Origin of the sequence: Sporosarcina luteola (assembly GCF_007991495.1) — a bacterium.
Classification (GTDB): Bacteria; Bacillota; Bacilli; order Bacillales_A; family Planococcaceae; genus Sporosarcina; species Sporosarcina luteola.
In genome coordinates, this window is sequence record NZ_BJYL01000015.1 from 90,052 (window position 1) to 116,147 (window position 26,096).

At 39.0% G+C, this 26,096-nt stretch carries 20 protein-coding genes; 13 read left to right on the top strand and 7 right to left on the bottom strand.

The window, feature by feature from the left end:
- The first annotated feature begins 4 nt into the window (after positions 1–4).
- The 3 genes from SLU01_RS05810 (at position 5) to SLU01_RS05820 (ending at position 5,003) form a co-directional block, all read left to right on the top strand.
- On the top strand, positions 5–2,995 hold the full coding sequence (locus SLU01_RS05810) for a type I restriction endonuclease subunit R (protein WP_147056260.1): 2,991 nt from the start codon (positions 5–7) through the stop codon (positions 2,993–2,995).
- A 66-nt stretch (positions 2,996–3,061) separates the two neighbouring features.
- Positions 3,062–4,366 carry an AAA family ATPase gene (locus tag SLU01_RS05815; RefSeq protein ID WP_147056261.1) on the top strand — a complete coding sequence of 435 codons (1,305 nt, stop codon included), beginning with the start codon at positions 3,062–3,064 and terminating at the stop codon, positions 4,364–4,366.
- On the top strand, positions 4,353–5,003 hold the full coding sequence (locus SLU01_RS05820) for an HNH endonuclease (protein WP_170232603.1): 651 nt from the start codon (positions 4,353–4,355) through the stop codon (positions 5,001–5,003). Before SLU01_RS05815 ends, SLU01_RS05820 begins: the two co-directional genes overlap by 14 nt.
- Positions 5,004–6,461: 1,458 nt before the next feature.
- Here the strand turns inward: SLU01_RS05820 and SLU01_RS05830 are convergent.
- From SLU01_RS05830 to SLU01_RS05850, 5 genes are all read right to left on the bottom strand, one after another.
- Positions 6,462–7,640: an iron-containing alcohol dehydrogenase gene (locus SLU01_RS05830; RefSeq protein ID WP_147056263.1), complete on the bottom strand. Its 1,179-nt coding sequence runs from the start codon at positions 7,638–7,640 to the stop codon at positions 6,462–6,464.
- An 18-nt stretch (positions 7,641–7,658) separates the two neighbouring features.
- Entirely contained in the window at positions 7,659–8,504 is an 846-nt protein-coding gene (gene ahlS / locus SLU01_RS05835; protein WP_147056264.1) for an AhlS family quorum-quenching N-acyl homoserine lactonase, read from the bottom strand.
- A gap of 21 nt (positions 8,505–8,525) precedes the next feature.
- The gene (locus SLU01_RS05840; RefSeq protein ID WP_147056265.1) at positions 8,526–9,947 is read right to left on the bottom strand and encodes an aldehyde dehydrogenase family protein; all 1,422 of its coding nucleotides are present in this window, start codon (positions 9,945–9,947) and stop codon (positions 8,526–8,528) included.
- A 91-nt stretch (positions 9,948–10,038) separates the two neighbouring features.
- Complete coding sequence (locus SLU01_RS05845) at positions 10,039–11,034, bottom strand: LacI family DNA-binding transcriptional regulator (RefSeq protein WP_147056266.1); 996 nt, start codon at positions 11,032–11,034, stop codon at positions 10,039–10,041.
- Positions 11,035–11,221: 187 nt separating this feature from the next.
- Complete coding sequence (locus SLU01_RS05850; protein WP_147056267.1) at positions 11,222–11,548, bottom strand: nucleoside triphosphate pyrophosphohydrolase; 327 nt, start codon at positions 11,546–11,548, stop codon at positions 11,222–11,224.
- A gap of 297 nt (positions 11,549–11,845) precedes the next feature.
- Here SLU01_RS05850 and SLU01_RS05855 point away from each other — a divergent pair, with 297 nt between their 5' ends.
- From SLU01_RS05855 to SLU01_RS18445, 4 genes are all read left to right on the top strand, one after another.
- Positions 11,846–12,316, top strand: a complete 471-nt coding sequence (locus SLU01_RS05855) for a hypothetical protein (protein ID WP_147056268.1) — start codon at positions 11,846–11,848, stop codon at positions 12,314–12,316.
- Positions 12,317–12,494: 178 nt separating this feature from the next.
- Complete coding sequence (locus SLU01_RS05860; protein ID WP_170232604.1) at positions 12,495–13,430, top strand: NERD domain-containing protein; 936 nt, start codon at positions 12,495–12,497, stop codon at positions 13,428–13,430.
- A gap of 503 nt (positions 13,431–13,933) precedes the next feature.
- The gene (locus SLU01_RS05865; protein ID WP_170232605.1) at positions 13,934–15,658 is read left to right on the top strand and encodes an ATP-dependent nuclease; all 1,725 of its coding nucleotides are present in this window, start codon (positions 13,934–13,936) and stop codon (positions 15,656–15,658) included.
- A 311-nt stretch (positions 15,659–15,969) separates the two neighbouring features.
- A complete protein-coding gene (locus SLU01_RS18445; protein ID WP_373866394.1) occupies positions 15,970–16,053 on the top strand; it encodes a putative holin-like toxin in 84 nt (27 codons plus the stop codon).
- Positions 16,054–16,369: 316 nt separating this feature from the next.
- On the opposite strand, the gene SLU01_RS05870 is transcribed toward SLU01_RS18445, so the two are convergent.
- Complete coding sequence (locus SLU01_RS05870; protein ID WP_246110893.1) at positions 16,370–16,666, bottom strand: nucleoside triphosphate pyrophosphohydrolase; 297 nt, start codon at positions 16,664–16,666, stop codon at positions 16,370–16,372.
- A 369-nt stretch (positions 16,667–17,035) separates the two neighbouring features.
- On the opposite strand from SLU01_RS05870, the gene SLU01_RS18220 reads away from it, so the two are divergent.
- The 5 genes from SLU01_RS18220 to SLU01_RS05890 all read left to right on the top strand — a co-directional run bounded on the left by SLU01_RS18220 (position 17,036) and on the right by SLU01_RS05890 (position 22,914).
- Positions 17,036–17,344 carry a GIY-YIG nuclease family protein gene (locus SLU01_RS18220; protein ID WP_246110894.1) on the top strand — a complete coding sequence of 103 codons (309 nt, stop codon included), beginning with the start codon at positions 17,036–17,038 and terminating at the stop codon, positions 17,342–17,344.
- A gap of 68 nt (positions 17,345–17,412) precedes the next feature.
- The gene (locus SLU01_RS18225; RefSeq protein WP_246110895.1) at positions 17,413–17,931 is read left to right on the top strand and encodes a DUF4357 domain-containing protein; all 519 of its coding nucleotides are present in this window, start codon (positions 17,413–17,415) and stop codon (positions 17,929–17,931) included.
- A gap of 179 nt (positions 17,932–18,110) precedes the next feature.
- Positions 18,111–18,320, top strand: coding sequence for a hypothetical protein (locus SLU01_RS17910; RefSeq protein ID WP_170232606.1), 210 nt, complete (start codon positions 18,111–18,113; stop codon positions 18,318–18,320).
- A gap of 124 nt (positions 18,321–18,444) precedes the next feature.
- Entirely contained in the window at positions 18,445–20,718 is a 2,274-nt protein-coding gene (locus tag SLU01_RS05885) for an nSTAND3 domain-containing NTPase (protein WP_147056273.1), read from the top strand.
- A 402-nt stretch (positions 20,719–21,120) separates the two neighbouring features.
- On the top strand, positions 21,121–22,914 hold the full coding sequence (locus SLU01_RS05890) for a PDDEXK-like family protein (protein ID WP_147056274.1): 1,794 nt from the start codon (positions 21,121–21,123) through the stop codon (positions 22,912–22,914).
- Positions 22,915–22,994: 80 nt separating this feature from the next.
- Here the strand turns inward: SLU01_RS05890 and SLU01_RS05895 are convergent, their stop codons facing one another.
- Positions 22,995–24,209, bottom strand: a complete 1,215-nt coding sequence (locus SLU01_RS05895; protein WP_170232607.1) for an MFS transporter — start codon at positions 24,207–24,209, stop codon at positions 22,995–22,997.
- A gap of 126 nt (positions 24,210–24,335) precedes the next feature.
- On the opposite strand from SLU01_RS05895, the gene SLU01_RS05900 reads away from it, so the two are divergent.
- On the top strand, positions 24,336–26,060 hold the full coding sequence (locus SLU01_RS05900; protein WP_147056276.1) for an ABC transporter substrate-binding protein: 1,725 nt from the start codon (positions 24,336–24,338) through the stop codon (positions 26,058–26,060).
- The last annotated feature ends 36 nt before the right edge of the window (positions 26,061–26,096 follow it).

The following is a 26,096-nucleotide window of genomic DNA, read 5'->3' on the forward strand; positions in this document are numbered from 1 at the left end:
GAATGTGGCGATTGATGCGACGGAGAAGGGGTTTGAGGAAAATATTGAAACCTCCCTTGTCGGGAATGGTTATGAGAAGCGTGTGTTGGAAGGAGAAGCGAGCCGGCTTTTTAAAAGGTATGCTCTTGATGTAGAAAAGCTGTTTGAGTTTTTGGAGGCAACGCAGGATAAGCAGTTAAAAATGCTGGAGAAATCCTATGGAGCAGATTATAAAAAGAAGGTGCTTGATCGCATTTGCGATAGCTTGAAAAAGCATGGGGTCGTTCACTGTTTACGCCATGGTGTTAAGGATCGCGGCGTGACGTTGAGGCTTGTTTATAATAAACCTCCGACAACGATGAATCAGCTGATGAATGAGCTGTATCAAAAGAACATCTTCACGGTGAGCCGCCAAGTTTATTATAGCGACAAGCATACTAACAGCTTGGATATGGTTGTTTTCATTAACGGCTTGCCGCTCGTTGTGATGGAGCTGAAAAATCAGTTCACGAGGCAAACGGTCGAACATGCGATGGACCAATTCAAGAAAGACCGTGATCCAATAGAGCAACTTTTCAAAGCAAATGAGCGTACAGTTGTTTACTTTGCTGTGGATCCTGATGAAGTGTTCATGGCGACGGAGTTGAAGAAGTCAAAAACGTACTTCCTTCCTTTCAATAAAGGGAATGACAGCGGTAAAGGGAATCCAACTGTTTATAACAACTACCGTACGCATTACCTTTGGGAAGAAGTATTACTGCCGGATAGTTTGCTCGATATTCTATTCCGTTTTGTTTTCGTGAAAAAGGATGATATTTTGGACTCGAACAATGAGGTCATTGGCGAGCGTAAAATGGTAATCTTCCCACGTTACCATCAGCTTGATGTCGTACGGAAGCTTGAGGCGAATGTGATTGATAAGAATGTTGGTCAAAATTACTTGATTCAACATAGTGCAGGTAGTGGGAAAACGAATTCGATTTCCTGGCTAGCTCACCGTTTGGCAAAGCTGCACGATGAAAATAATGAGGCAATCTTTAGCAGTGTCATAGTCATAACGGACCGCCGGGTGTTGGACAAGCAATTGCAAGACGCTGTGTACCAATTGGAGCATAAGGCGGGGATGGTTGAGCGGATTGATAAGGACTCGAACCAACTAGCGAATGCGATTACAGGTGAAACGCGCATCATCATTACGACGTTGCAGAAGTTCCCGTTCATCCTTGAAAAAGTATCGGATCTTGAACGGAAAAAATATGCCGTCATCATTGATGAAGCGCATTCCTCGCAGGGCGGAAAGGCATCGACAGCACTAACGAATATATTATCAGATAAGACATTAGAAGATGCTTACGAAGAGGATCGGATTGCGGAAGAGAATATGGATAATCTTGACGAGCAAATCGTCGAGACAATCATGAAAAGTGGTAAACAGGATAATGTGTCGTTTTTCGCTTTCACTGCAACTCCTAAGCCGAAAACGCTCGAAAAGTTCGGGACAAAGGGGACTAATGGGAAGCCGCATGCATTCCATGAATACACGATGCGCCAAGCGATTGAGGAAGGATTTATCCTGGACGTTTTGAGCAATTACACAACGTATAAGACATTCTATAAGATTGCGAAACAAGTGGATGATGATCCGCTCGTATCGCAAAAGCAGGCGACGAAAAAGCTGGCGCAATACGTATCATTGCATCCCCATAATGTTTCACAGAAGACTGAAATCATCATTGAACATTACCGCAATTTCACGAGACATAAAATTGGCGGACGTGCAAAAGCGATGGTCGTTACCGCAAGTCGTTTGCATGCAGTTCGGTATAAAATTGCATTTGACCGCTATATTGACAAAATGAACTACGACGATTTGAAAACGATTGTAGCATTCTCTGGGATTGTAAAAGACGGGGAACTACCTTACACGGAGCCGGATATGAACGGATTTAGCGAAAAGGAGCTCCCAGATAAGTTCAATTCTGATGAATATAAAGTGCTGCTCGTTGCCGAGAAATACCAAACAGGCTTTGATGAACCATTGCTTCATACAATGTACGTGGACAAGCCCCTAAGTGGAATTAAGGCCGTTCAAACATTATCACGCTTGAATCGCACATGCCCGGGCAAGGATGATACATTCGTTCTTGATTTCGTAAATGATCCGGAAGATATCAAAGCAGCATTCCAGCCTTACTATGAAACGACAGGGCTTGAGGAAGTGACGGACCCGAACATTTTATACGACTTACAAGCTGAGCTCGCACCTTATCAAGTGTATACGGAAGAAGAAATGAATGCGGTGAATGAACTTGAAATCAAAGGTGGATTTACAAAGTCGGCGAAAGAACAAACAGCATTGAACGCATGGATTGATAAAGGGGTAGAGCGTTTTAAACGTGACTTGTCAGCCGAGGAGCAGGAAGCATTCAAAGGCTCCGCGACTAAGTTTACGCGGACATATGCATTTGTCCTCCAAATTGCAACATTTATCGATGCGGAGCTGCATAAACAGTACATTTACTTGAATTATTTATTGCGCAAGCTTCCGCGCGACAATTCGGACAAGGATATTTACATGGCGGATGACGTAGCGTTGCAATATTATCGCAATCAGAAGGTGTTCGAGGGAAGCATTGAGCTGGAGAAAACGGGCGGCGAGGAATTGAAGCCTACTTCACATGGTACAGCGGGTGTTGTGGAGGATGAAAAGGTTCGGTTATCGTCTATTTTGGACAAGCTTAATGATCGTTTTGGGACTGAATTCACCGAGACGGATTTCTTATCCCGTGATCAAGTGAAGGCGGATATGCTTAACAGCGAAGACATCCAGCAAAAAGCGAAGAACAATACAAAGGACAATTTCAAATTTGCTTTTGAAAAGTCATTTATGGACTTTGTCATTGATCGGATGGAAAGTAATGAAAAGTTCTTTATGAAGATATTGGAGAATGAGGAGTTTAAGGCGTTTGTTATGGAAGATATGATGGATGAAGTTTTTGCGGAGGTTAATGGGTGATATCATTATATAGTATAAAATTCAAAAAATGTTCATGGAGAAAATTATCATTCAGGGGAGCATGTTATGATAAAAAGTCTTTCAATCAGTGAATGGAATCAATTTAGTGATATAAAAATAGACTTCCATTCAAAAGTAACGATTATTACTGGCGCCAATGGAGCAGGTAAAAGCACTATCCTAAGACTTTTAGCAAAAGAAATAGGATGGCATTATTCTGAAGTCGCAACTTTGCCTGAGTATAATAATAATTCGAAGTTTGTAGCAGGTTTGTTTGGTAATACTTTAAAAAGATTAAAACAGATAATGCCCTATCTAAATAATTTCGAAGAATATGATATAAGTAACGATAATGTGGAATTTGGCGAAATTGAATTAGATAAAGGCACTTTAAAACTATATGTCCCTAAAAGAGTAGATGCCTCTTATAATATTATCACAAACTTTATCTCGCATGAAGAAGAATACTATTATCCTATAATTGAGGGGATTAATATAGCATCCCATAAGGAACCATATGGATATACGAAAGTTAGTGATATATCTTTAAATCCTTCGGAAATTGACGTATTACTATCAAAGTACACGGATTCAATAAAAGATAGAATTGTTAATCAGATTCAATACTCCAACGATTCTCCAACATACTTATTGAAAAAGTCGCTTATTTCTTTGGCAATCCTTGGTGAGGGGAATATGTATGTATCACCGAACGAAGATTATAAGAGGTGGTTTTTTGACTTTCAAGAAGTTTTAAAAAAGATCCTACCCTCACATATTGGTTTTAGTAAACTTGTTGTTAAAGATGGAGAAGTATTTCTAATAACTAAGACTGGAAACTTTTTAATCGATGCATTATCGGGGGGCTTAGCAGCTGTTGTGGATTTATGTTGGCAAATATATGTACATGAAATAAACTCAAAAGATAGTTTTGTCGTATTGATAGACGAAATTGAGAATCATTTACATCCTTCATTACAAAGAGAAATTTTGCCAAAATTAATTAATGCATTTCCTGACCTTCAATTTATTGTAACAACCCATAGTCCATTTGTTGTGAATTCATTGGAGAATTCAACTGTTTACGCATTAAAGTTTAGGGATGACAATAAAGTAATGGCTACAAAGCTTGATTTTAAAGCACAGGCAAAAGATGCTTTTAAGGTTTTGAGGGATGTTTTGGGGGTGCCAGTTACTTTTCCAGTGTGGGTTGAAGAAGAATTAAATAAAATTACAGGAAAATATCTAAGCGAAGGACTTAAGGTTGATAATTTACAGGTAATGAAAGAGGAATTAAACAGAAAGAATTTGTATGAATATTTACCTGAAATGTTATCTTACTTTCATGAGGATAAATATGATAAAGATTGATAAAACAGTGAAACCAGATATTTTAAAACATAATTTTAATCAATGGACTAGCGAATATATAAAGTTCAAAAGTGGAGACCCAGCATTCACTAAAAGTACTGAAAATAAATATCGCCATGTTGATATTAAAAATGCTTTAATTGCCGAAACAAAAGGGAAATGTATTTATTGTGAATCAAAAGTAATGGATATAAGTGATGGAGATATTGAGCATATTTTACCGAAATCGAAACGCTGGGATTTATGCTTTGAGTGGGAAAATCTTACGCTGGCATGTAGAAGATGTAATAGAGCGAAGTTAGATTACTATGACGAGTCGCAGAGTTTGATTAATCCTTATATTGATAACCCTAAAATGCATTTTCACTTCGCAGGATCGCTGTTAATTGCCCTTACCGGCCGAGGAAAAGTAACATTAGATAAAGTTGATTTAAATAGGGTGGATTTACTGGAGAGTAGACTAAGATATCTTGAGAGAGTTGAGTCTATTACCATGTTGATTGGTCAACAAACGGGGGAACTTAAAGAAATACTTTTTAAAGACTTGCAAGGATATGCCAAAGAAGACAAAGAATTTAGTGGAATGATGGAGGCGTATATAGAAGGGGTTAAGACAAAATTATTCCAAGTTAACTAATGATTATCCCCTATATATGAAAAAATTCAGAGTTAATATAGGGCACCAGCATTCTCATTGAATTATGAATTGTGTCAGAAACTGGCCACCTACTAATTACAATCAAATTGGCTCCTATACTATTGCGAAGAGCAGGTCATTTTCATGAAATAGGTACATTGTGTATGGCCTCATATTTTCGTTTCTAGCCGGTATAATGGATGAAAAGATGTCTTAAATATCGGGTTCTCATTAGGTTCAGAATTGTCCCTGAACATAAAATCCATCACTATTATTACACATAACAGACGCCTATTGCTTGCAACATTAGTCGGTCCATTATAAATTAGCTTTCAAGAATCTGTGGTCCCATGCCGGTGATTTTGGAATGAAAGATGAAGAAGGAAACCTATACTTTGTTGACAGTAAATAGGATGCACTACGACGTAGTGGAGAAAATATCCCTTCGTTTGAAGTGAAATGGTCATCAATTCCCACCCGGGTGTGTATAATTCAGGCTATCTCATTCATCGCCATCGCCTAGTAAATGAGAAGGATTTGCGAATGTTAGAAAATACAATGCCAACGCTTGATAAAAGCTCCTATGAAATGATTCCGAGTTTAGGACAAGGTGATAATCATCACTGGCAGTGCAATGCAAGTGCCGGTTTTTGCTAAAATACCTAAGGAAGAGAGTATACGACCTAACAGCGATGGTGTCTTACTGACGGAAATGTGGTTGGATTGATTGGATTACCTCAAAAGAGAATTGGTTAGATGACTAGCGAGAGTAACTGAAGAACCATCAAATGTCTCTTCGACTAAATCGAGGCTGGGGGATTAATATTGGGCGCCACGTACTCATTTAATTCGTAAGCGTTAAATAGCCCCCAGTTAATTCTATGTAGGGGCTATTTGGCGCTTATATATATTTTAGCACTACTTCCCAAGGTTTAACTTCAATAAGTATGAGGTCGGATATACACGCATATATGAAGGCGATACACAAATGCTTGACCATATACTTGTTGAGACAACCTTAACCTACAAACCTTATCCGTGTGACACTAAAGATGTAAGTAACTATATAACGAAGTTTTTAGAAAAGAAAGAGCTTGGGCTGATAGAAAAGTATATTTGCAACCTTTTCAAATGCAAATTCAAACATTTGAACGGACCTTTATAGACAAAATCTTTTCTATATGTGATTACCATCATGATCGCCAGGGGACAAGGTGATTTAATCAATGAGAATTAATCGTAAGTTGGCAAGAGTCCTGAATAGCTAATAGCTTTGACAATTTAAATTTAATATGTGAAGCGATCATATTAACCGTTACAATACTGTCATCCCTCAAAAAATAATCCATCCTTGAGTGGCTGCTCATAACGGATGGATTATTTTATCGCGCTAGCTGATTCCCTTGTAGGGAACCTATTCTAAACTATCTAATGTTACTAGCATTAGGGGGCATTATTCTATTTACTAGGTTCTGTAACAATGCCATTAAACGCCGCTTTGTAAATGGTGAAAATATCGTCTCTTTCCAATACCATTGGACTGCGGGCTAAAAGGCGAGATTGTTTGGTTGCATCTTCCGTTAGAAGTTCCAGTGCGTCTTCTGGAATATTAAATCCTTGAAGCGACAAGGGGATTTCCACATCTTTGACGAGATGTCCTAACGCTTCGATGCACTTATAGGAGGCCTCCTCTTGTGATAGTCCGTCTGCAGATATATGCATAGCTTCCAGAATATCTTTCATGCGTGCTTCGCAGCTTTGTCGGATATAGCCCATTACATACGGAAGGAGTACAGCGTTGGAATCGCCATGTGCAATATGGAATTGGCCACCTAGTGGGTATGCCAAGGCATGAACCCCTGCTACCCCCGCGTTGAAAAATGCCAGTCCTGCCAGGTAGCTGCCATAGCTCATATCAGATCGAGCCATCTTATCATTCCCATCTTTTACTGCTATTCGAATGGACGAACTTATGAGTTGAATGGCTTTGATGGCAAGTGCATCGGTTACAGGGTTGGCGTTCTTCGAAACATAGGCTTCAATTGCATGAGTTAATGCATCTATTCCAGTAGCGGCAGTTACGTTGGGCGGTAATGAAACTGTCAATTCTGGATCGACAATGGCAACATCTGCTAGCAGATAGTCATGCGTTATGACGTCTTTTGTTGTTTCAAGAGAAAGAACAGCAATGTTCGTCACCTCGGAACCGGTTCCGGATGTAGTCGGTATGAGAATCTTTGGTAATCCTTTTTCTTGTAAAGTTTTGCTGCCAGTTAGATTTAAATAATCTCTGACATTCCCATCGTGTGCCGATAAAACAGCGGCAATCTTTGCTAAATCGAGTGCACTGCCTCCGCCAAGTCCGATTACTAAATCAAATTGATGTTTTCTAGTGAACTCTACTAATTTCTCTCCAATTGCAAGCGGCGGCTCGGGTACGACTTCTGTATAAATTTCAATTGTGCAGCCGATTTCCTGTAAGGGTTTTTCGATTGCATTTGTTATTCCTATCTTGTGTAAAAATGGATCTGTTACAATAAGTATTTTAGTAGCCTGTAGTCGTTTGATTTCTTCCGGCAACTTAGCTAATGAACGCCATCCTGTAAAACTAGTTGGAGTGAATGTCAATTTATACATAATTTACGACTCCAATCTTTACTCGTAATAGCCTTCAGTGGATTTTCGGAAGCTCTTGAATTGAACAGGGTCATGCCCAAACCATACATCGGAATTCGTTTCAGTCGCTAATCTGCGGATTCTTTCCACTGTTGCGTTATAGCCTACGGAATCATAGATAATACCAGGCGGTTTAATAGGTGGCCCGTAACTTTCGGCTGTATAGATGGCATCAGATGCCAAAATAATACCACCTGTATCCGGCATATTAATATGAAGTCCAAGCATTCCCCATGCATGGCCTCCCCCGAAGTTCAGGATTTCGATTCCGTCTGCTAATTTTACGTGATCTTCTCCTCGTTTGATAACTCGCCATTGAAGGTTGTTTTTAATCCACATGTCGATATCTGACCAAATATAGGCACCTTCTTTTACGTTCTTAGCGTAGGTTTGCAAAGTACCATTGAATTCATCTTCTTGGACAATGATCGTTGCATTCGTAAAATATTCCAGGCAACCTGCATGATCCAAATGCAGATGAGAAGCAACTACATATTTTATATCTTCAGGTCGGACATTCAATTCTTCTAAACGATGGAGCAGGTAACACTCTTCGGGCATATTGATTGGGAATGCTTTTTGTGTAGCTTCACTCCAACGGCCATCGTCCCCCATGGAGTTCGGATTGCATGCTGTATCGAAGAGAATTTTACCTTCAGGATGGTCTATCAAGACTGTGTAAACCGGGAATTCAACAAATTCATTTGGCTGGTTTGGGTTATCAATCGTTGCCGGATTGTGCATGGCAATCATAAAGTTCTTATCCATTCTCATTGTGCCATTGTCCATTACAAACAGCTTCGGGTTTTGTTTAACGTAATTCATTCCAATTCATCTCCCTTTTCTCTAGTTTTGATTCCAAATTATGAGCTTTAGTTCTGTCATATCTTCCATCGCATATTTAACCCCTTCTCTGCCTGTACCACTGTTTTTTACTCCTCCATACGGCATATGATCTACACGATAGGTAGGGACGTCGTTTATAAGTACACCTCCTGCCTGGATAGATTTGGAGGCTTTGAAGGCAGTCTGAATATCTTTCGTAAAAATACCAGCCTGCAATCCAAAATCCGAGTCATTAATGGCAGCGATACCTTCATCTATGGTAGTGATAGGGTTAACTGTGACAACGGGTGCGAAAATCTCTTCACATATAACACGAGTGTGTGAAGCCGCATTTTTCACTAAAGTTGGAAGGAGTATATTATTTTCAATACAACCGCCTGTTATTAGCTCGGCGCCTTCTTCGATGGCTTCATTTATCCAGGAAAGGGCCCTTTGCTGCTCCTTTTCGGATATCATCGATGCTAACTCTGTTGTTGGATCGAGCGGATCCCCGATTTTAATCGTTCCGATAGCTTTTTTACACTTTACAATGAAATCTTCCATGATGGACTCCATTACGTAGATTCGTTGTAAAGAAATACAAACCTGTCCTTGGTTTGAAAAAGCGCCCATGATGATGCGATCTATGATTTTATCTAGATCGACACCTTCATCGATAATGAGACCGGCGTTCGATCCCAATTCCAATGTAACTTTTTTGAGGCTTGCCCGGTTTCGTAGCGATATACCGACTTCAGGGCTTCCTGTAAAGGTGATCATCCGAATTTCGGGACTTTCAAGAAACACATCTCCGATGACAGGACCGCTGCCTGTTACCAGATTGAAGGCGCCTTTCGGCAAGGCAGTTTGTTCTAGTAGTTCAGCTAGAAAAATTGCAGAAAGAGCAGTTTGCGTTGCCGGTTTCAGAACAATTGAATTACCGGCTGCAATCGCCGGACCTACTTTATGTGCAACCAAGTTTTGCGGGAAATTGAATGGTGTAATGGCTGCCACTACTCCAATTGGTTCTCGGATCGTATACGCTAGTCTGCCTCGTCCGTTAGGGGAGGCTTCCATTGGAATCATTTCACCTGTAAGCCGCTTTGCCTCTTCTGCTGAAAACCGATATGTCTCTATGGTGCGGTCTATTTCAGCTAATGCGTATTTCAATGGTTTTGCGGATTCTTTGGAAATAATCTCTGCTGCTTTTAGCCGATTCTTTTTAAAAAGCTCAGCTAGTTGGATTAGTATGTCAGCACGATCGGCAGAAGTCAGGGCACGCATTGCAACCGTTGCAGAATGGGCAGCAGAGATTGCTCGTTTTACATCTTCCACTGAGGCTATTGCAATAGAGGCCAAATCTTCTCTTGTCGAAACGGAATGGATAGGAATAGCGTGAGGTGTGGATACCCACTCTCCATGAATAAAAAGTTGTTTTTTCAAATTTGCATCTCCCTATCTTTTAAGATTTAATATCAGAATACATAGTAATGAATACGTAACCATTTTAATCTAAAAAAACAAACTGGTTTTTTCAGTCTACTTTTTTACTAGTCGTATTTCTTAAAAAGAGTTTAACAGATTCTGTTTGCCGTATGCAAGCGTTTTCCTCTTTCAATGTTTCCAATAGTTGTGCAATTGCTAATGAACCTAAGTTTTTTTCACTTTTCATACCAACAGTTGTTAAATTGATCGAATGATGACGACTAAGCTCCACATTATCAATCCCAATGATATTGAAGTCTTCTGGTATTCTAAAACCTTTTTCCAAGCAAAGACTCATAACCTCAATTGCAATGGCGTCTGTAGCCGCACAGATAGCGGTAGGTCTCTTATCTAGGGAAACAATCATTTCAAACACCGCTTTGATTTCAGCCTTACTAGTGTCCGTGAAGTAAAATGGGAGCTTATCAGTGGCGATTCCTAAATTATGAAGGGCTGCACAAAACCCTTTGTGACGGCCATAGAAGGTGCTCATAGTTTGAGGACCCCCAATCCAACATAAATCGGTGTGTCCTAAAGAATACATAGTTTCAGCAACAATCCGCCCTGCATGTTCATTGTCAATCTCTACGTAATGATTATCTTTTTTATGTTTTCTATTAAACGTTATGAAAGGAATATTTAATTTTTCAAGTTTGTCGTACAGCGGGTCGTCATACAAAATCGAGGATAGAATAATTGCATCCGTCTTCGATTCCAACACTGAATTGTAGATGGTATGTAAATTATCTTCTGTTCCAAAATAGACATTTATTTTATAGCCATTCTCATTTGCATAATTGACAATTGCCGTCGTCGTATCCACAAAAAACGGATTATGTAGAGGGCCTGAAATCAATGTAATGACACCAGTCTTTTTTTGAACGAGTGATCTAGCAATGTCATTCGGTATATAATTTAGCTCTTCGATTGCATTCAATACCTTTTCCAACGTCTTTTTCGTAACAAGTTCCGGGGTATTCAACACGCGAGACACCGTCGTTTGAGAAACGCCGGCATGTTTGGCCACGTCTTTAGATGATACCAAGCATACTCACCCTTTTTTATTGGATTCCTATTGTTAATATAATACAAGATAGACGGAATGCTTGACAACACTTCGTGAAGAAATGGTGGCTGCTGGCGTGGTGTCAAGGTTTAAGATGGGTAGGTAACACTTTTACTGCACGTTCATGATGGGGTCATCCAGCAAGTTCTGAATGACAGATCACAGTTCAGTTATCTTCAACTTCCACTAAAAAGATTCGCTCCTCGAAACCGCCACGTTTAGTCGCTTTCTCCGCACGCACCACTTCCAGCTCTCCCAACGTCACCCCATGAAACTTCGCTGCTGCATGAATCAATTCCAGCAAATCAGCCAGTTCCTCAACGGCATCATCCGATGTGATCGCGCCTTCATATTCCGCCAATTCCTCATGCATTTTCTTGTTCACTTCCGTTATGTATTGCGAGTCACCCAATATATACGTGACACACGTTTTGCCGTCCGATTCGATAATGTTGGGGATTAAGTCACGCACGAGTTTATTGTAGATAGGCATATGATGTTCTCCTTTAAGTGCAATTTTCTATATTTTAACATAGGGGTTGATAGTGATGTAAATAAGCCATGTCAGCAAAGAGCAGTTTACAAGCATAATTCGTTAAAAATAAGGAACATTCTTCATGGTGTATGGTACTATTTAATTAGTGTGAATTGTACGGAAAACAAATTGGGGATTCGGTTGTTTAACATGGATAGATAGATCATTTATGTCATAAATGGTTGTCGGGAGAATTAGTTAATATGAATTATTTTTATCATAAACAAAATTCAGGAGGAGAAAGGAGTATTAGATATGGCTGATTTTTTCTATGCTGTAATTCTTGTAGTTATGTTGGTAGGTATTTTGACTTTTGTAATAATATTTAGTAGAAAGGAAAAAGAGAAAGCTAAAAAAATAGACAATATATATTCCGCTATTTCCATTTCGAACATTACTTCGATAACTGGTATAGCACAAACTTTAGGGTTAAGTATAGATGAGACAAAAGGACTTATCGAAGAAATAATAAAAAAAACAAAAAATAATAAGAGGGATTATAAATTATTGAAAAATGCTTATATAGATTACTCAAAGAATGAAGTTATCTTAAATCCTAAGGCGAATTATAACGTTTTGAATAAGACGATTGATTATGTAATAGAGGGATTCGCCCTTAAGAAAAAAATAAAAAAGGATTGGATTTGTAAACATTGTAATACATTAAACAACACTAAGTTTTATAATTGCCATAGTTGTGGTGCAAATAGAAGAGAAGTAAAATAGCGGATTCAGCATTTCGTAGCTTTCTATAGCAAGGAATTATGAAGAATTTCTATCCCTATGAATGATCAAAGTCAATTTCAAAGAGATACTTGACACTCATATGAACTTCCAATTAACACGAGTGACTAGTATTACACTGATTTGAGAGTATCAAATAATAATTGAAAGAGTAGACATATTGACGTGGTCGCCAACTGAAATGGGGGATTTCATGAGCGTGGATAACAATATGATGGTGGGATTTTATGAGGGGATTTGGATTGCGATAAAGATGTTTATGGCATCCAGCATGTTTCCGATAGTTGTCATTTTCTTGATCTTATCTATCATACTGAAATTGAAAATGCCTGTCATCAAAGGGAAGTATGGGGAGTGGGTTGTAAAGTCAAAGCTTCGGAACTTAGGAGATGCATATACGGTCTTCCATGATGTGTATATTCCGAATGGTGAGCGGGGACTGACGCAAGTGGATCATATCGTGACGTCAGTGTATGGCATATTTGTCATCGAAACAAAACATTACAACGGTTGGATTTTCGGCGATGAATATAAACCGTACTGGACACAAGTCATTTATAAACGGAAAACAAAAATGCATAATCCGATTAGGCAAAATTACGGCCATGTTCAAGCTTTGCTTACGTACATAGGACAAGAGGGAATGCAGGATGTTCATTCCATTGTCGCGTTTTCACCGAACTCGACTTTTAAGTTCAAAAAGGAATTCAAGTCCGCGCATGTTATCCAGTTTCCTGAATTGCTTGCTACTATCAAGCAGTATAAGGAGCATTGTATTAGTAAAGTTATGGTGAAGGGAATCAATGATAAGCTTGCGGGACTGTTGGTTAAAGATAAAAGTGAAAGGAAACGTCTCGAGGTAAAGCATTTACAATCGATTCAGCTAGCCAAAGGCACCAAGCAATCGATGCGCACGTGGACTCAGCGTTCGAAAAATACTTCTCAGCAGGAGAGCTCGGTTATGAATGCAGCCTGTCCAAAGTGTAGTGGGATATTGACCTTAAAGTCGGGTAGGTATGGGACGTTTTATGGATGTAGTAATTATCCGGATTGTCGGTATACGGAGAAGGTGGAGGATGAGCGACAGAGTATTTAATGAAGATGTAAGTTTAAAACGATGGAAATCTATTGCTTCATGACATGGCATCTTACCTCATGAATCTTATTGTTCTTGCATGAAAAAAGCCCAATGTCTGCTACGCAAACAATGGACTTTTTTTAAAACATATTTAATCAAGGCCTGCCACGCAAGCCATCATTAAATATATTAATTAGCATATACACAGTTAAAGTATATATGTAGAAGAAAGAATATCAAGTAAAAGGGTGATGCGGGAATAGGACGACTTATGAAGTAAATGTGTTTTTTTATGAAAGTGGAAAAGCACAAAAGCCTTTGCATTTTATGGTGCTGCATCGATTCCAAAAGCGGCTGCAAAGAAAAAATTCAAGTTGGGCGGGCATGACAAGGACGATGACGGTGATGTAATTAATATGGTGTTATAGAATTGATTTTAGAACCAGGTACCTTTTTAATATTTAGGATAAGTAAAATTAAAACCTTATTATTGAATGAAAAAATCTTTAGGCGGTGTTTACATGAAATATGTTGGTTTCGAGATAGAAAATTATCGGGCGATTGAATATATAGAGGTGAAGATTTCAAACTCTCTTATTCCAATTATAGGTATAAATGAGTCAGGAAAGACCTCGGTCTTAAAGGCAATTTTATCATTCGACAAGCTAAAAGACAATTATAACAAAGGGGAACACCTTAACTATAAAAATAAATATTCTTATAAAGATATGGAATGTAATATTGTCGCAAATATAGTGTTAGAAACTGAAGATGAAGTCGAAAGGATAGCAAGAAAAATGAAGTTGAAAGTGGGTGATAGTTTATACGATCGTCTAAAAGAATATGTCCACAGCCAAAAAAGCATCAAGGTATTAAGATCCTTGAGGGATAAAAAATACAGCCTGTTAGACTTTCCTATAGAAGAGGAAAGGAATAGAGAATTGGCCGAAAAGATATTCGATGACTTACCAATTATTTTATATTTTGATGATTTTAGCGATCGTGTTCCTGACATTATAGATTTTCCAATTAACTATATTGAAAAAGGGTTGCGAAGTAGTACAAGTATACAAGCAGAATGGCGTAGCCTTTTGGAAGAAATATTTTTGAGATCGACTAATGGGGAAGATGAATTAAAAGATTTTTTGAAAATGACAAATGAAGATGATAAAGCTGCTTTGCTTAGCGATGTAAGTGATCAGTTAAACAGTGACATCATAAATGAATGGAAAAAACTTAAAAGTAAAGGTAGCACTGCTTTAGCAAATGATGAAGACGACCTGGAGTTAATAATTAACTATATACCGCCTGTTGATGACAACTTAGTGTACAGTTTTCAGTTCAAGGTGATCGATAAAACTGTTGGAGGGAAAAAGAGACAATTTAATGTTATAGAGAGAAGTAAAGGATTTCAATGGTATTTTAACTTTATTATAAAATTAAAGTTTAACGCGAAGTATAAGAACAATCCTTCGAATGCAATTTACTTACTCGATGAACCTGGATCTTATCTTCATTCATCTGCTCAAGAAGAATTATTAAGTGAGTTGAAGGAAATCTCGGAAAAGAATACTTTGTTATATTGTACTCATTCACAATACCTATTAGACCCTGACAGTATAAATGTTTCCACTATCAAGATTGCAGTAAAACAAGAAGGAAAAGTTAATTTAATCTCTTTTAATTCTTACGGTAAAAATAACAGTCAGGGGGCACTGAGCCCTTTACTTGATGCACTTCACTTGAAGACGGGTATGGAAAATATTGACAATAAGGACATTATAGTTACTGAGGGAATAACTGATTATTATTTCATCAAAATGTTAATGGAGTACAGAGATGATTTCTTAGGGGACAATATACGTATTATCCCGGGCGTCGGTGCTGCTAATCTAAAGGAGTTAATATCTTTAAGTATAGCAAGTTCTAACAAGTATTTAGTTTTATTAGATAATGATAAAGCTGGAAGGACAGCTTATGATAATTACGTTTCATATTTTGGGGAGCATGAGAGCCGCAATTTTAAGCTTTATAATTGTGAACAGGAACCTTTTGAGTTGGAAAACTTTATCACACCCAATGATGAAGAGGTGATAAAAAAACTTACATCTTCAGAAGATTTAAAAACGGCTATAGTATCCCTGTATTTTTTATCTAATGACCGTGATAGAAGAAGAGTGATTAAAAAGTTGGAGGATAAGAATTTAAGAGTTCTACGTGAGTTAATAAACAAACATTTTCGATGAAAAATATTGTGCAGAACGAGAATAAAAGTATTCGCTTCTTAATTCGAGATGTATTTTGAGTATCAGGTTCTCATTGAACTTCGAATTGTTTTAGAACTTCATACCTTCAATAATAATCATTTCACGGCCAAAAGGATTGTATTTTCACCGCAGGCAGTGGGGGGGAATTTTGGCTGCTACTCTATCGTTGATTTCTAAACGATATATGATGTTGTACGGCATTCGGAACGTACGTGTGGTATAATAAAAGAGTAATAGAATAGGTGACTCAAGGGTGGTCGGCCATTTCCCGTTAGGAGGGAGGTGGTCGTATGACAGTATTTGAAGCATTAATGCTCGCATTTACATTCACAGCATTAATCGTAGCAGTATTGTCGTTCCACAATAAAAAATAATCCATCCTTGAGTGGTAGCTCATAACGGATGGATTATTTTTATCTAGCCAGCTGATCCCCTTGAAGGGAACCTATTGCTATTACTTACTTCAGACCGCCTAATGTTACTAGCATTGGGTGGTCTTTTTTAGTTTATTCACCTTGCACAAAAGTATTCTGATTACCTTTATTGTAATATATATTATTCTTTATAACAACCGGCAACACTTCTTTCACGCCGGACTTCATCAGGAAGGCGGTCATCCTGTAGATCGTATCGGCTTAGGCAGTCAGCCTTTTCAAGTCACTCAGTAGGTTCTGCGCGACTAATCGCAGCTTAATCATCTTCCGCTTCCACAAGGTATATCCGTTCCTCAAAACCACCGCGTTTAGCCGCCTTCTCCGCACGAATAGCCCCCAGTTCTCCCACCGTTACCCCATGAAACTTCGCCGCAGTGTGAATCAATTCCAGCAAATCGGCCAGTTCCTCAACGGCATTATCTGATGTAATTGCCCCTTCATACTCCACCAATTCCTCATGCATCTTATTATTCACTTCAGTTATGTATGGCGAGTTGTCCAATATATATGTCGCAAATGTCTTGTCGTCCGATTCGATAATGTTGGGGATCAAGTCACGGACAAGTACAATTCCTTTAAAATAAGGAATATTCTTCGTGTTATATGGTACTATTTAATTAGTATGAATTATATAGAAAAGGACGGGAGATTCGGTTGTTTAACTTGTTTAAATCAAAATGTGGAATCTGTAAAAGGAAAATATCAGACTACCAACGATATAGATTGCCGAACAATAAGGTAGGAAAGGTATGCTTGGCTTGTTGTGTGTATGCGGAGAGAAGGGCTTATCGGAAGTGCTGAAACCCGAAATCATCCTATCTACATGGAGAGGTGTCTTTGAGCAATCGGATCTTAAAACACAATCGAGCGGATCAGAAGATTGATATTGCTTTCAATACCAAATCAAAAAGGGTGATTAATTTTGAGTGTACGCGGTAAAAGTATAAATTTGTTTTTGATCGATGGTACTCCAAGTGGACGTATCAAGTGCACGCTTGCCAACTGGACAGGAGTTGCCTATCAAATTCCTCGCACTGAACTAGATAAATGCAAAGGAAGGCGTGATTTATCGCAGAGTGGTGTATATTTTTTATTTGGAACATCCGAAGAAACAGGGGGAAATGCGGTCTATATCGGTCAAGCTGGAGTGAGAAAAAATGTGAGGGTATCCTTTACCGTCTGCTGGAACATAAACGTAATCAAGAAAAAGATTATTGGACAGAGGCTGTAGTATTTACGACCTCAAACAACTTCTTTGGACCGACTGAAATTAGTTATCTTGAGAATCGCTTCTGCACTATGACCATGGTTGCAGGTCGTTACATTGTCAAAAATGGAAACGAACCAACCTCCGGCAACATAACAGAAGAAAAAGAAAGTGAACTTGAGGAATTCATTGATTATGCCAAACTAGTTATGGGTACGTTGGGTCATAAGGTTTTCGAAAAGTTGGCAGACATGAAGGTTAAAAGTGAGACGCAGGAGACCCCAGATACTGATGAGCTTTTATTATACCTGAAGCGCAATAGCGGTAAAAGCGGCATTTTAATTGAGGCTAAGTGCAAACAAACCAACGAAGGCTTTGTAGTATTAAAAGGTAGTCATATCGAAACAATTGATTCTAACAGCATACCGCCAGCTATTAAAGTTAGCCGTGAAAAAGCACGAATTGATGAGAATGGAATATTGCAGGAAGATGTTCTCTTCCGTAGTCCATCATATGCGGCTGCGTTTGTAGTTGGCGGCCATGCCAACGGTTTAAAACAGTGGAAAACAGAAGATGGAAAAACATTAAGAGATCTAGAAAGTAATGAATAAGTATGAGATTTTTACATGGAAGAGGGTAGGGGCTTTTCATAGCACTGTCAAAGATGCTTCTATCATCAATAGCTGAATTTATTGATGAAAACTATGTCGACGAATTTATCTTTCATAATCTTGAAAGTGAGATTGAATTTTTTCCGATGGAGGGAGCTATACGTGAGAGTAGACGAAGCTTGAACGATGTTGTAAAGCAGATGGATGAAACGTTTTCCCAACGGTTGCTCCGTTGGATTGATGAAAAAGGGATGGCCGATGTGCAAGCCTATAAAAGGGCGAATGTGGATCGGAAACATTTTTCGAAAATCCGTAATGATGTCCACTATCGACCTAGAAAATCGACTGCTATTGCATTTGCGATCGCGTTGCAATTGTCGAAGAAATAGAGAACTCACCCGGTGACCTTTAGGGCGTTGTTAAAAGGCGAGCTTGATGGCGGTTGATATGTGTGTGATGATTCATTTGTTTGATTTTTTAGGAAGCTGAAATGGAACATAGGAGATTATTAAAATGCTAAATTACGGACTTCTAAGCGATTTTGATTTTGAAATTTTATGTAGAGATATTCTCTCGAAAAGGTTGAATACTGAGTTGTATTATTTTTCAAAAGGGCCCGACCAGGGTATTGATTTAGCCGATAGTATAGTTAAACCAACAACGATTGTTCAAGTGAAACATTATATGAACAGCTCTTTTTCGCAACTAATGGCATCCCTAAAGCAAGAGAAAGAAAAGCTCGAAAAATGGCAGCCGCAAGCATATTATGTATGTACTTCTAAGAGTTTAACGAGGGGAAATATAGAAAGTATATATAACGAGTTTCAAAACTATATGGCATCTACCGATTGTATTATCTCGAAAGAACAAATTGATACGTTCTTATTAGATAAAAACAACGAAGATATTTTAAGAAAGCATTTTAAACTTTGGATTACAGCAGATTTAGTGTTAAATGATTTGTTACACCAAGATGTTTTTATCGATTGTGAGTATTTAATGGACGAGATTGAAGATGAATTGCCTTATTTTGTTCAAACAACAATATTTAATCATGCATTGGAAGCATTAAAAAAGTATAGAAAAATATTGTTGTTCGGAGATCCGGGAGTAGGCAAATCCATTACTTCAAAAATGTTAGTACTAAACTTTGTAAAAGAAGGATACGCAGTTAGATATGCTACAAATAGTAGTTTATCGGATATCAAAAAATCCATGTCCGTAAATAAAGCTAAAAAAGAAATTGTTTTTTTAGATGATTTTTTAGGTCAGCATTATATGAACCTCAGAAGTGGGCAAGATTCTGAAATCCTTTCGTTATTACGTTATATAGATAGAAATAAAAATAAAATCTTAGTATTAAATTCAAGAGTGACAATATTAAATACAGCAATGGAAATATTTACGGATTTAGATAGATACTTTAATTTCAATGGGATAAAAATGTATCGAATTGATTTAAATCAAATTACAGACGTTGAAAAAGCTAAAATCTTTCTAGCCAAGCTAAAAAGATTTATGGTACCGGATGAGTATTATAAAGATGTAAGAAAGAATAAGCGATATCGAAATATCATTAAGCATAAAAATTTTAATCCCCGTGTGGTAGAGTATATTTGTATGCCTACAAAATACCAAGATAGAAAACCTAATCAATATTTCGAATTCATAATGGAGAATTTTGATAAGCCAAAAGAGATTTGGAAAAACGAATTTGAAAGTCGTTTAAGTGAAATGGATAGATTATTTATGTTTACTCTCTATTCAATAACAGATAATAGTGTTGCTATTGATCGGTTAATAATTGCATTTAATTATTTGACACGCGATATTTTAGATACAACAATAGATCATTTTAATGTTATTCTAAAACGTCTAAACGAATCTCTAATAAAAGTAGAGGATAATTATGGGGAATTAAGAGTGAAAGTTTTAAACCCCTCAATAAATGATTACTTGAAATCTTCACTCTCGAGTAATTCGAATCTTGAAAAACTTTTAAAAGCTAATGCTGTTTATTATGAACAAATATCTCGAATATCACCTAAAGAAGAGTTTGAGTATAAATTAAAAGAGTTGATTTTAAATCATAAAAACCATGGTTTAACAACAGTTTCACCACTCAAGGATTTTGATTTAATTATTCATGGAGTAGCTAAATATAAGATTTTAGAAGAAGACTTTACTGATATTATTCACCAAGTCTTAATGCGGTCTTTAAATGATTTTCAGATCGGTCATTTAAGAATTTCAGCTATACAAACCATACTAGTTTTCCTAAGAGAAGACTCATTATGGGACTTTTATGAATTAAAATCAATTGAATATGATGAAGAGATAATTGAGGATTTTTTTTACGAATGCACTGAGCTTGACGAAGCAGTCGATTTAACAAATTTATTGAAAATCAGATTAGAACAATTTTTTATTGGGACTGAGAATTTAGTGGATTGTTTAGGCGAAAAGCTTAAGGAAATGTTTGATCGGTACTTCGAAGACTACGAATATTACGGAGAAATGATATCCGAATATGACTCAGACGAATTATCCAGTGTTTATCCAAGTTTATATGATGACTTTATAAGTGAAACACAAAAATTCTTAGATCAAGTTCAAGAAAATGATATAAAGTCTTCTGTTAACTTAAATGAAATATTTTCATACAGTCAATTTACTTCTACCATGGATGAAATTGTAGATAACGAGAGAGAAAAACACTTGTATGATCCCGAACGAGTCGGGGTAGAAGACATAACGATTGATGATGTTTTAAACAGGTTGATTTAGAAACAGACTCCACATTCAAAAATAATTAGATTAACATGACAAGAATCAGATAATGGGCTTTGCAAATTTTGAAAGAGATAACAAACGTGCACGTAGCGTAAAAAACACTAAAAATAGAACCCTCCGCAGTTCGATTTGCTAATGCTCGCTTTTACATTCGGGGCATTGTCGTTCAACCATAAAAAAATCCATCCTTGAGTGTCCGCTCATAATGGATGGATTATTTTAATACTCAAGCTGATCCCCCTCGTAGGGAACCTGCTATTACACTTTACAGACCGCCTAATGTTGACGCATTGGGTGGTCCTTTTTAGTATATGCCTGTTATTCTTAGTATAATGTAGTTTTTTCATCATCACAACGAAACCACTTTCCAAAATCAATCAATCAGGAGGAACCCCCATGCCCAACCACCAACAACAAATCCTATCCCTCATCGAGGATTCTCAGGATTTCACCCAATTACATAACCACTTCAACCGTTTCAATCCATTCAAAGTACTTCAAGTCGATAATTATGAAATCCGTCACTCCAATGTGCTTGCGTGGCTGATGGATCCGCAGCAGAATCATGACTTGGGTTCTTATTTTATTAAGAAGCTTATTGCAAAAGTCTTTGTCAATCCTGCCAATTATGAGGATGAGGACAAGATTGCCAATTATGATGTACTTCAGTTGAGCCGCCATTCGTACCATGATCTTGTCGTGTATAAAGAGTTGGCGACGCCTAACCGAAAGCGGATCGATCTGTTAGCTGTATCCGACTTGCATCAAGTGGTGGTTTTGATTGAAAACAAGTTTTGGTCCAATGAATCGGAGGGGCAGCTTGAGGAATATATCGAGTTTGTCCGGACGGCTTATGCTGGCTATAAAATTATCCCGGTGTTTCTGACGTTGCAGGATGAGGAGCCTACGCATGAGGACTATCTGATGCTTGGTTATTCAGATGTGTTGGACATCCTCAACAATATGACAGACGCGAATAAAGAGTATATGCATCCAGATGTGCATTCTTTCATTTCCTATTACATCGATATTTTAGAGGATCAGTTGGTTCAAAATGATGAATTGAATGCGAAGGGGATGGCTCTTTATAAAAATCATAAGGAAGCTGTCGACCTTCTTGCTAGTGCTGGAAAGAGAAGGTTGGCAGAAAGCAGCTTTGCAAATGAATTGAGCCGGATTTACGGTCAATATAAGGAGACAATCGATTTTGTTGTGAAGGTCGGCAGCAGCTTCTTACGGGAGGCATTTATTCGATTTGCCCGAAAGTTAGAGTGGCCGGAGCATTTGTATACGCCCCATTTCCGCGTGCCGCACTTCATTGAGCAGACGTGGGACGAGCATTTTGACGAGAGCGACTTGCGCAAGAAGTGGTGGATGAATAAGGGGCTGATTGCTTGGTTTGAACAATCGGACGAACGATTGAAATTGAAGGTGGAGGTTGGACCTTTGCATCATGAGGATCGAGTCCGGCTTTTACAGGCGTTAAAGGTAAGAGGGGGTGACGTGAAGGAGCAGGCGTTTGAAGAGGGCAGGCAGTATACGAGGATCTATATGGATGCTGATCGTCCGACTTCGTGGGAAGATGTCGATTCGTTAATGGATTGCATGCTGCATCTATATGAGAAGGAGTCTTTCCAGTCCTTATTACGATTGACGAACGAGGCGGTTGTGATGGGCAATGACCAAAGCAATCCGATCATTGAACCTGCTCAGTTTAAGGTGGATTCACCATTGGAAAAAGCGTTTACTCTGTTTGTGAATGAACAGCGAATTGCTTCTGACTATTATAATGTCAATCATACTGTGCCTAGTTTTATGGAGCAGGAGTGGACACAGTTGCCTTCGGCGTATCGAGTGACGGAAAAGTACTGGCTCGGCTATCCGCTGATTGCCTGGTTTAGAAGACGGAATTCGACTGTGCGGTTGATTGTTGAAGTCGGACCGCTGCCACATATGGAAAGAACGCATTTATTGAAGAGCTTGGAGGAACAAGGTATTCCGGTGCGAGCGCTTGCCTTTGAAGAAGGGAGACGTTTTACACGGATTTATTCTAAGGCTATTCCTGTTGAAAATATGGAAGATGCTGAAGAGCTGAAAGCGGCGATGGATGGGCTGATTGCTGATCATGAGTATGTAGCTGTGCGGGAGAGAATTGCGAGGGTGGTTGAAGGTTTGCGTGTGAAAAAGTAGTCTGCCTGCATGTATACAGGAATCCTTTATTTAATAATTTCTAGAAATAAGGTCTGCCCACAACTTGGGCAGACCCTCCCTCAAACAAGCTTCTTAAACGGATGAAAAAACAACCTACCAAAAAGCACTGCAAAAATACACATTGATATGAAGAACAAAATCCTGATCGGGAACCATTCCGCCCATAGGCCGGCGATGAACAACCCTAATGGAAGGGTTAACTTCATTAGCATGGATGATGTCCCCGCGACTCTTCCAAGCAAATGATTCGGTGTGAATTCCTGGCGAATTGTGAAGTAGACGATATTGGAAATTGTCGTTGAGAACGTACGGATCGCAAGGGAGATGCCGATTGTCCACCACGTTTGTGCGAACAGCAGCAGGCACATGGAGATGATGTCAAAGACGAGCGAGTATGTATAAATGACGCCACGGCCGAAACGTTTGCGGATTCTGCTGATGAGGCTTGCGCCGATAAGTCCTCCGATTGCAGAGATCGTGAACATGAAACCGACTTGCTTGGAATCGGCACCGATCTGATCGGTGGCAAAGAAGATGAGTATGCCGATGACGAGACTGGATGCGAAATTACTGAAAAGCACCGTGATGGTTGGCGTTAACAGGATTTTATTGTTAACCAGCTCGACGATTCCTTCCTTCATATCCTTCCAGATTGAATGCGAGGCGTCCTCCCGTTTCGCGGTTGGCGGGACATTCAAAAATTGCATGAATACGTACATGATCAGCAGGCAGACAAGGTAAATCGTTAATGTCGACGTGTAGGAAAACACGGCGATCAGTACACCTGCAATTCCCGGGCCAATCATCCGGATCAGCGTATCAATGAACGACAGCTTGGCATTGGCTGATGTCAACTGGTCCTTTGAGACGATTTGAGGAAGTACCGAGTGATTGGCATTGCCGAACGTATATCCTGCGGAGGACAAGACGAAGCCGAGGATGTATAGATGCCATAGTTCAATATGATTTGTCAGCAGCAACGTGACAATTCCACACATCGAAATCACTTGAATGAAGCTTGTCCACACCATCATGGTCTTCCGATTTAGCCGATCGACTAACGCCCCTGCAAGCATCCCTAAAAAGATATTCGGAAAAAATTCAATCGCTCGCATCATGCTCATCGCCAATGCGGATCTGCTTAGATCGTAAATTAGCAATGGAATCGCAATGCTATACATTTGCATGCCGAAACTCGATATCGTGGAACTCCCCCATAACAGCAGGAAGTTCCTATTTTTAAACAGTGAAATCTCTGAAGCAACTGCCTTCATTTTCATCCCTCCGATTGTTCTGCCGCATAGAAGAAGTGTAGAATAAGAAAAGGTGCAGTAAAAGTGTCCGTTATTTATTTTGCAGTTCACCTTTTCGTATTTTGAACAACTGAAGGAGGATGGCTCGTGAAGTATGTGGATCATTTGCTTGAATTGACGAAGCATTTTACAGAAGGAATTGAAGAGGAAACCTCAGTCGCCTCGCTTGCTGGGATTTTGAATTGTTCGGAACGTCATGTGAAAACGGTTGTGAACGTATTGCATAGTGAAGGTGCCATCAAGTGGGTGACGCAAAAGGGGAGGGGGAAGAAACCGAAGATCACCATCCAGTTTACGAGTGATGAGATTTTATTGAACCAGACAAAGGGGATGGTACGGGCTGGGCGATATCAGGATGCGTTTTTGCTTGTGGATTCAATGGCGGAGCATGGGAAAAAGAAATTTCAACAATGGTTTGCCCATGATTTAGGGCTCGCACAACAAACAGAAAACGATCGGGACTTGGATATTTTACGCTATCCGTTCTATGAAACAAGATTGGTCATGGATCCCATGAAGATTATTTCCCGCCACGATGGCCATATGGTCCAGCAGCTATTTGATCGACTAGTCGAATACGATGCCGCAACGAACGAGTTAAAGCCGGGCATTGCTCATCATTGGGAGACAAAAGACGGAAAGCAATGGACGTTTTATCTTCATAAAGGAATCACTTTCCATCATGGGAGGGAGTGTACTTCTTCAGATGTTAAGTTAACGTTTGATAGGCTGATGGATGAAACCGGGCTTTTTGCGAATATCGAAAAGGTGGATACCTATAGCCCGGCCATTGCGCATTTCGTTTTAAAAGAAGTGGATTTTTTATTCCCACGTATGTTGGCGGGGGTAAAGGCTTCTATTGTACCGATTGAGATGGTCAGTGAAAATCCCGAGAAATTTAAAATGTTCCCTGTCGGCAGCGGTCCTTTTCAATTGACGCAGAATGATGAAAATATCATTCGATTGGAAGTGAATCATTCTTATTTTTCAACGAGGCCTTGGCTGGATGAAATACATATTATTAAAACGCCTTCTGATTATGAAGAGAAAGCAACTCATCCATTTGTGTTAAACGCTCCTGATGCTACGTGGAAACAGGTGAGGCGGATGGAGGATGGGGCGAGTTACATTATGTTTAATTGCTTGAAAGAGGTGCCGTTTCAGCAAGAAGCTTTACGGCGCGAGATTTATACACGACTCCGACCGGAAGAAATCCGAAACGAAGGGCTGGATAATGAAGTTGCGGCTGTGAGCTTTCTATCCAGCCGTTCTGAAAACGCTAAGTTGAATAAAGTCAGTGGGAAAGTCCGTTATGAAGGTCCTCCTTTACAAATTGCGGCGCAACAAATTCGACCTGGCGCTAATCATGAGAAGGCGGCAAAGCATTTGCAAACCGAGCTGCTTAAAATGGGGATTGAGTCGACAGTCGATGTAGTTGATGTTCATCAAATCGTCAGTGATGAAAGCATGGCAACCTATGACCTTTTTGTAGGAGGAATTGCATTAGGGGAAGATCGTTTATTGTCCTTGCTTACTGCCTTGCAGTCCAATGAGCTCGTGATCTATTCGTGTTTGAACGAGCAGATGAAGGGTTTTGTTGATAAGAAAATCAGGGAAATCAGAAGTGCTCAGGCAGAATCTGCACGATGGGAAATGTACTTTGAAATCGAAGCGTTTTTGAAGTCGAATTATGCAATTTTCTTTTGCAATCACCGTTTTCACACCGTCTATGAACCGAAGGAAAACCCTTATGTCAGCATTGAACTGGATAGCAACGGAAGGGTGGATTATCGGAAAGTATGGAGGAAATAATTCCCACTAATCCCCATTCCTTTTTACAGACCGCCT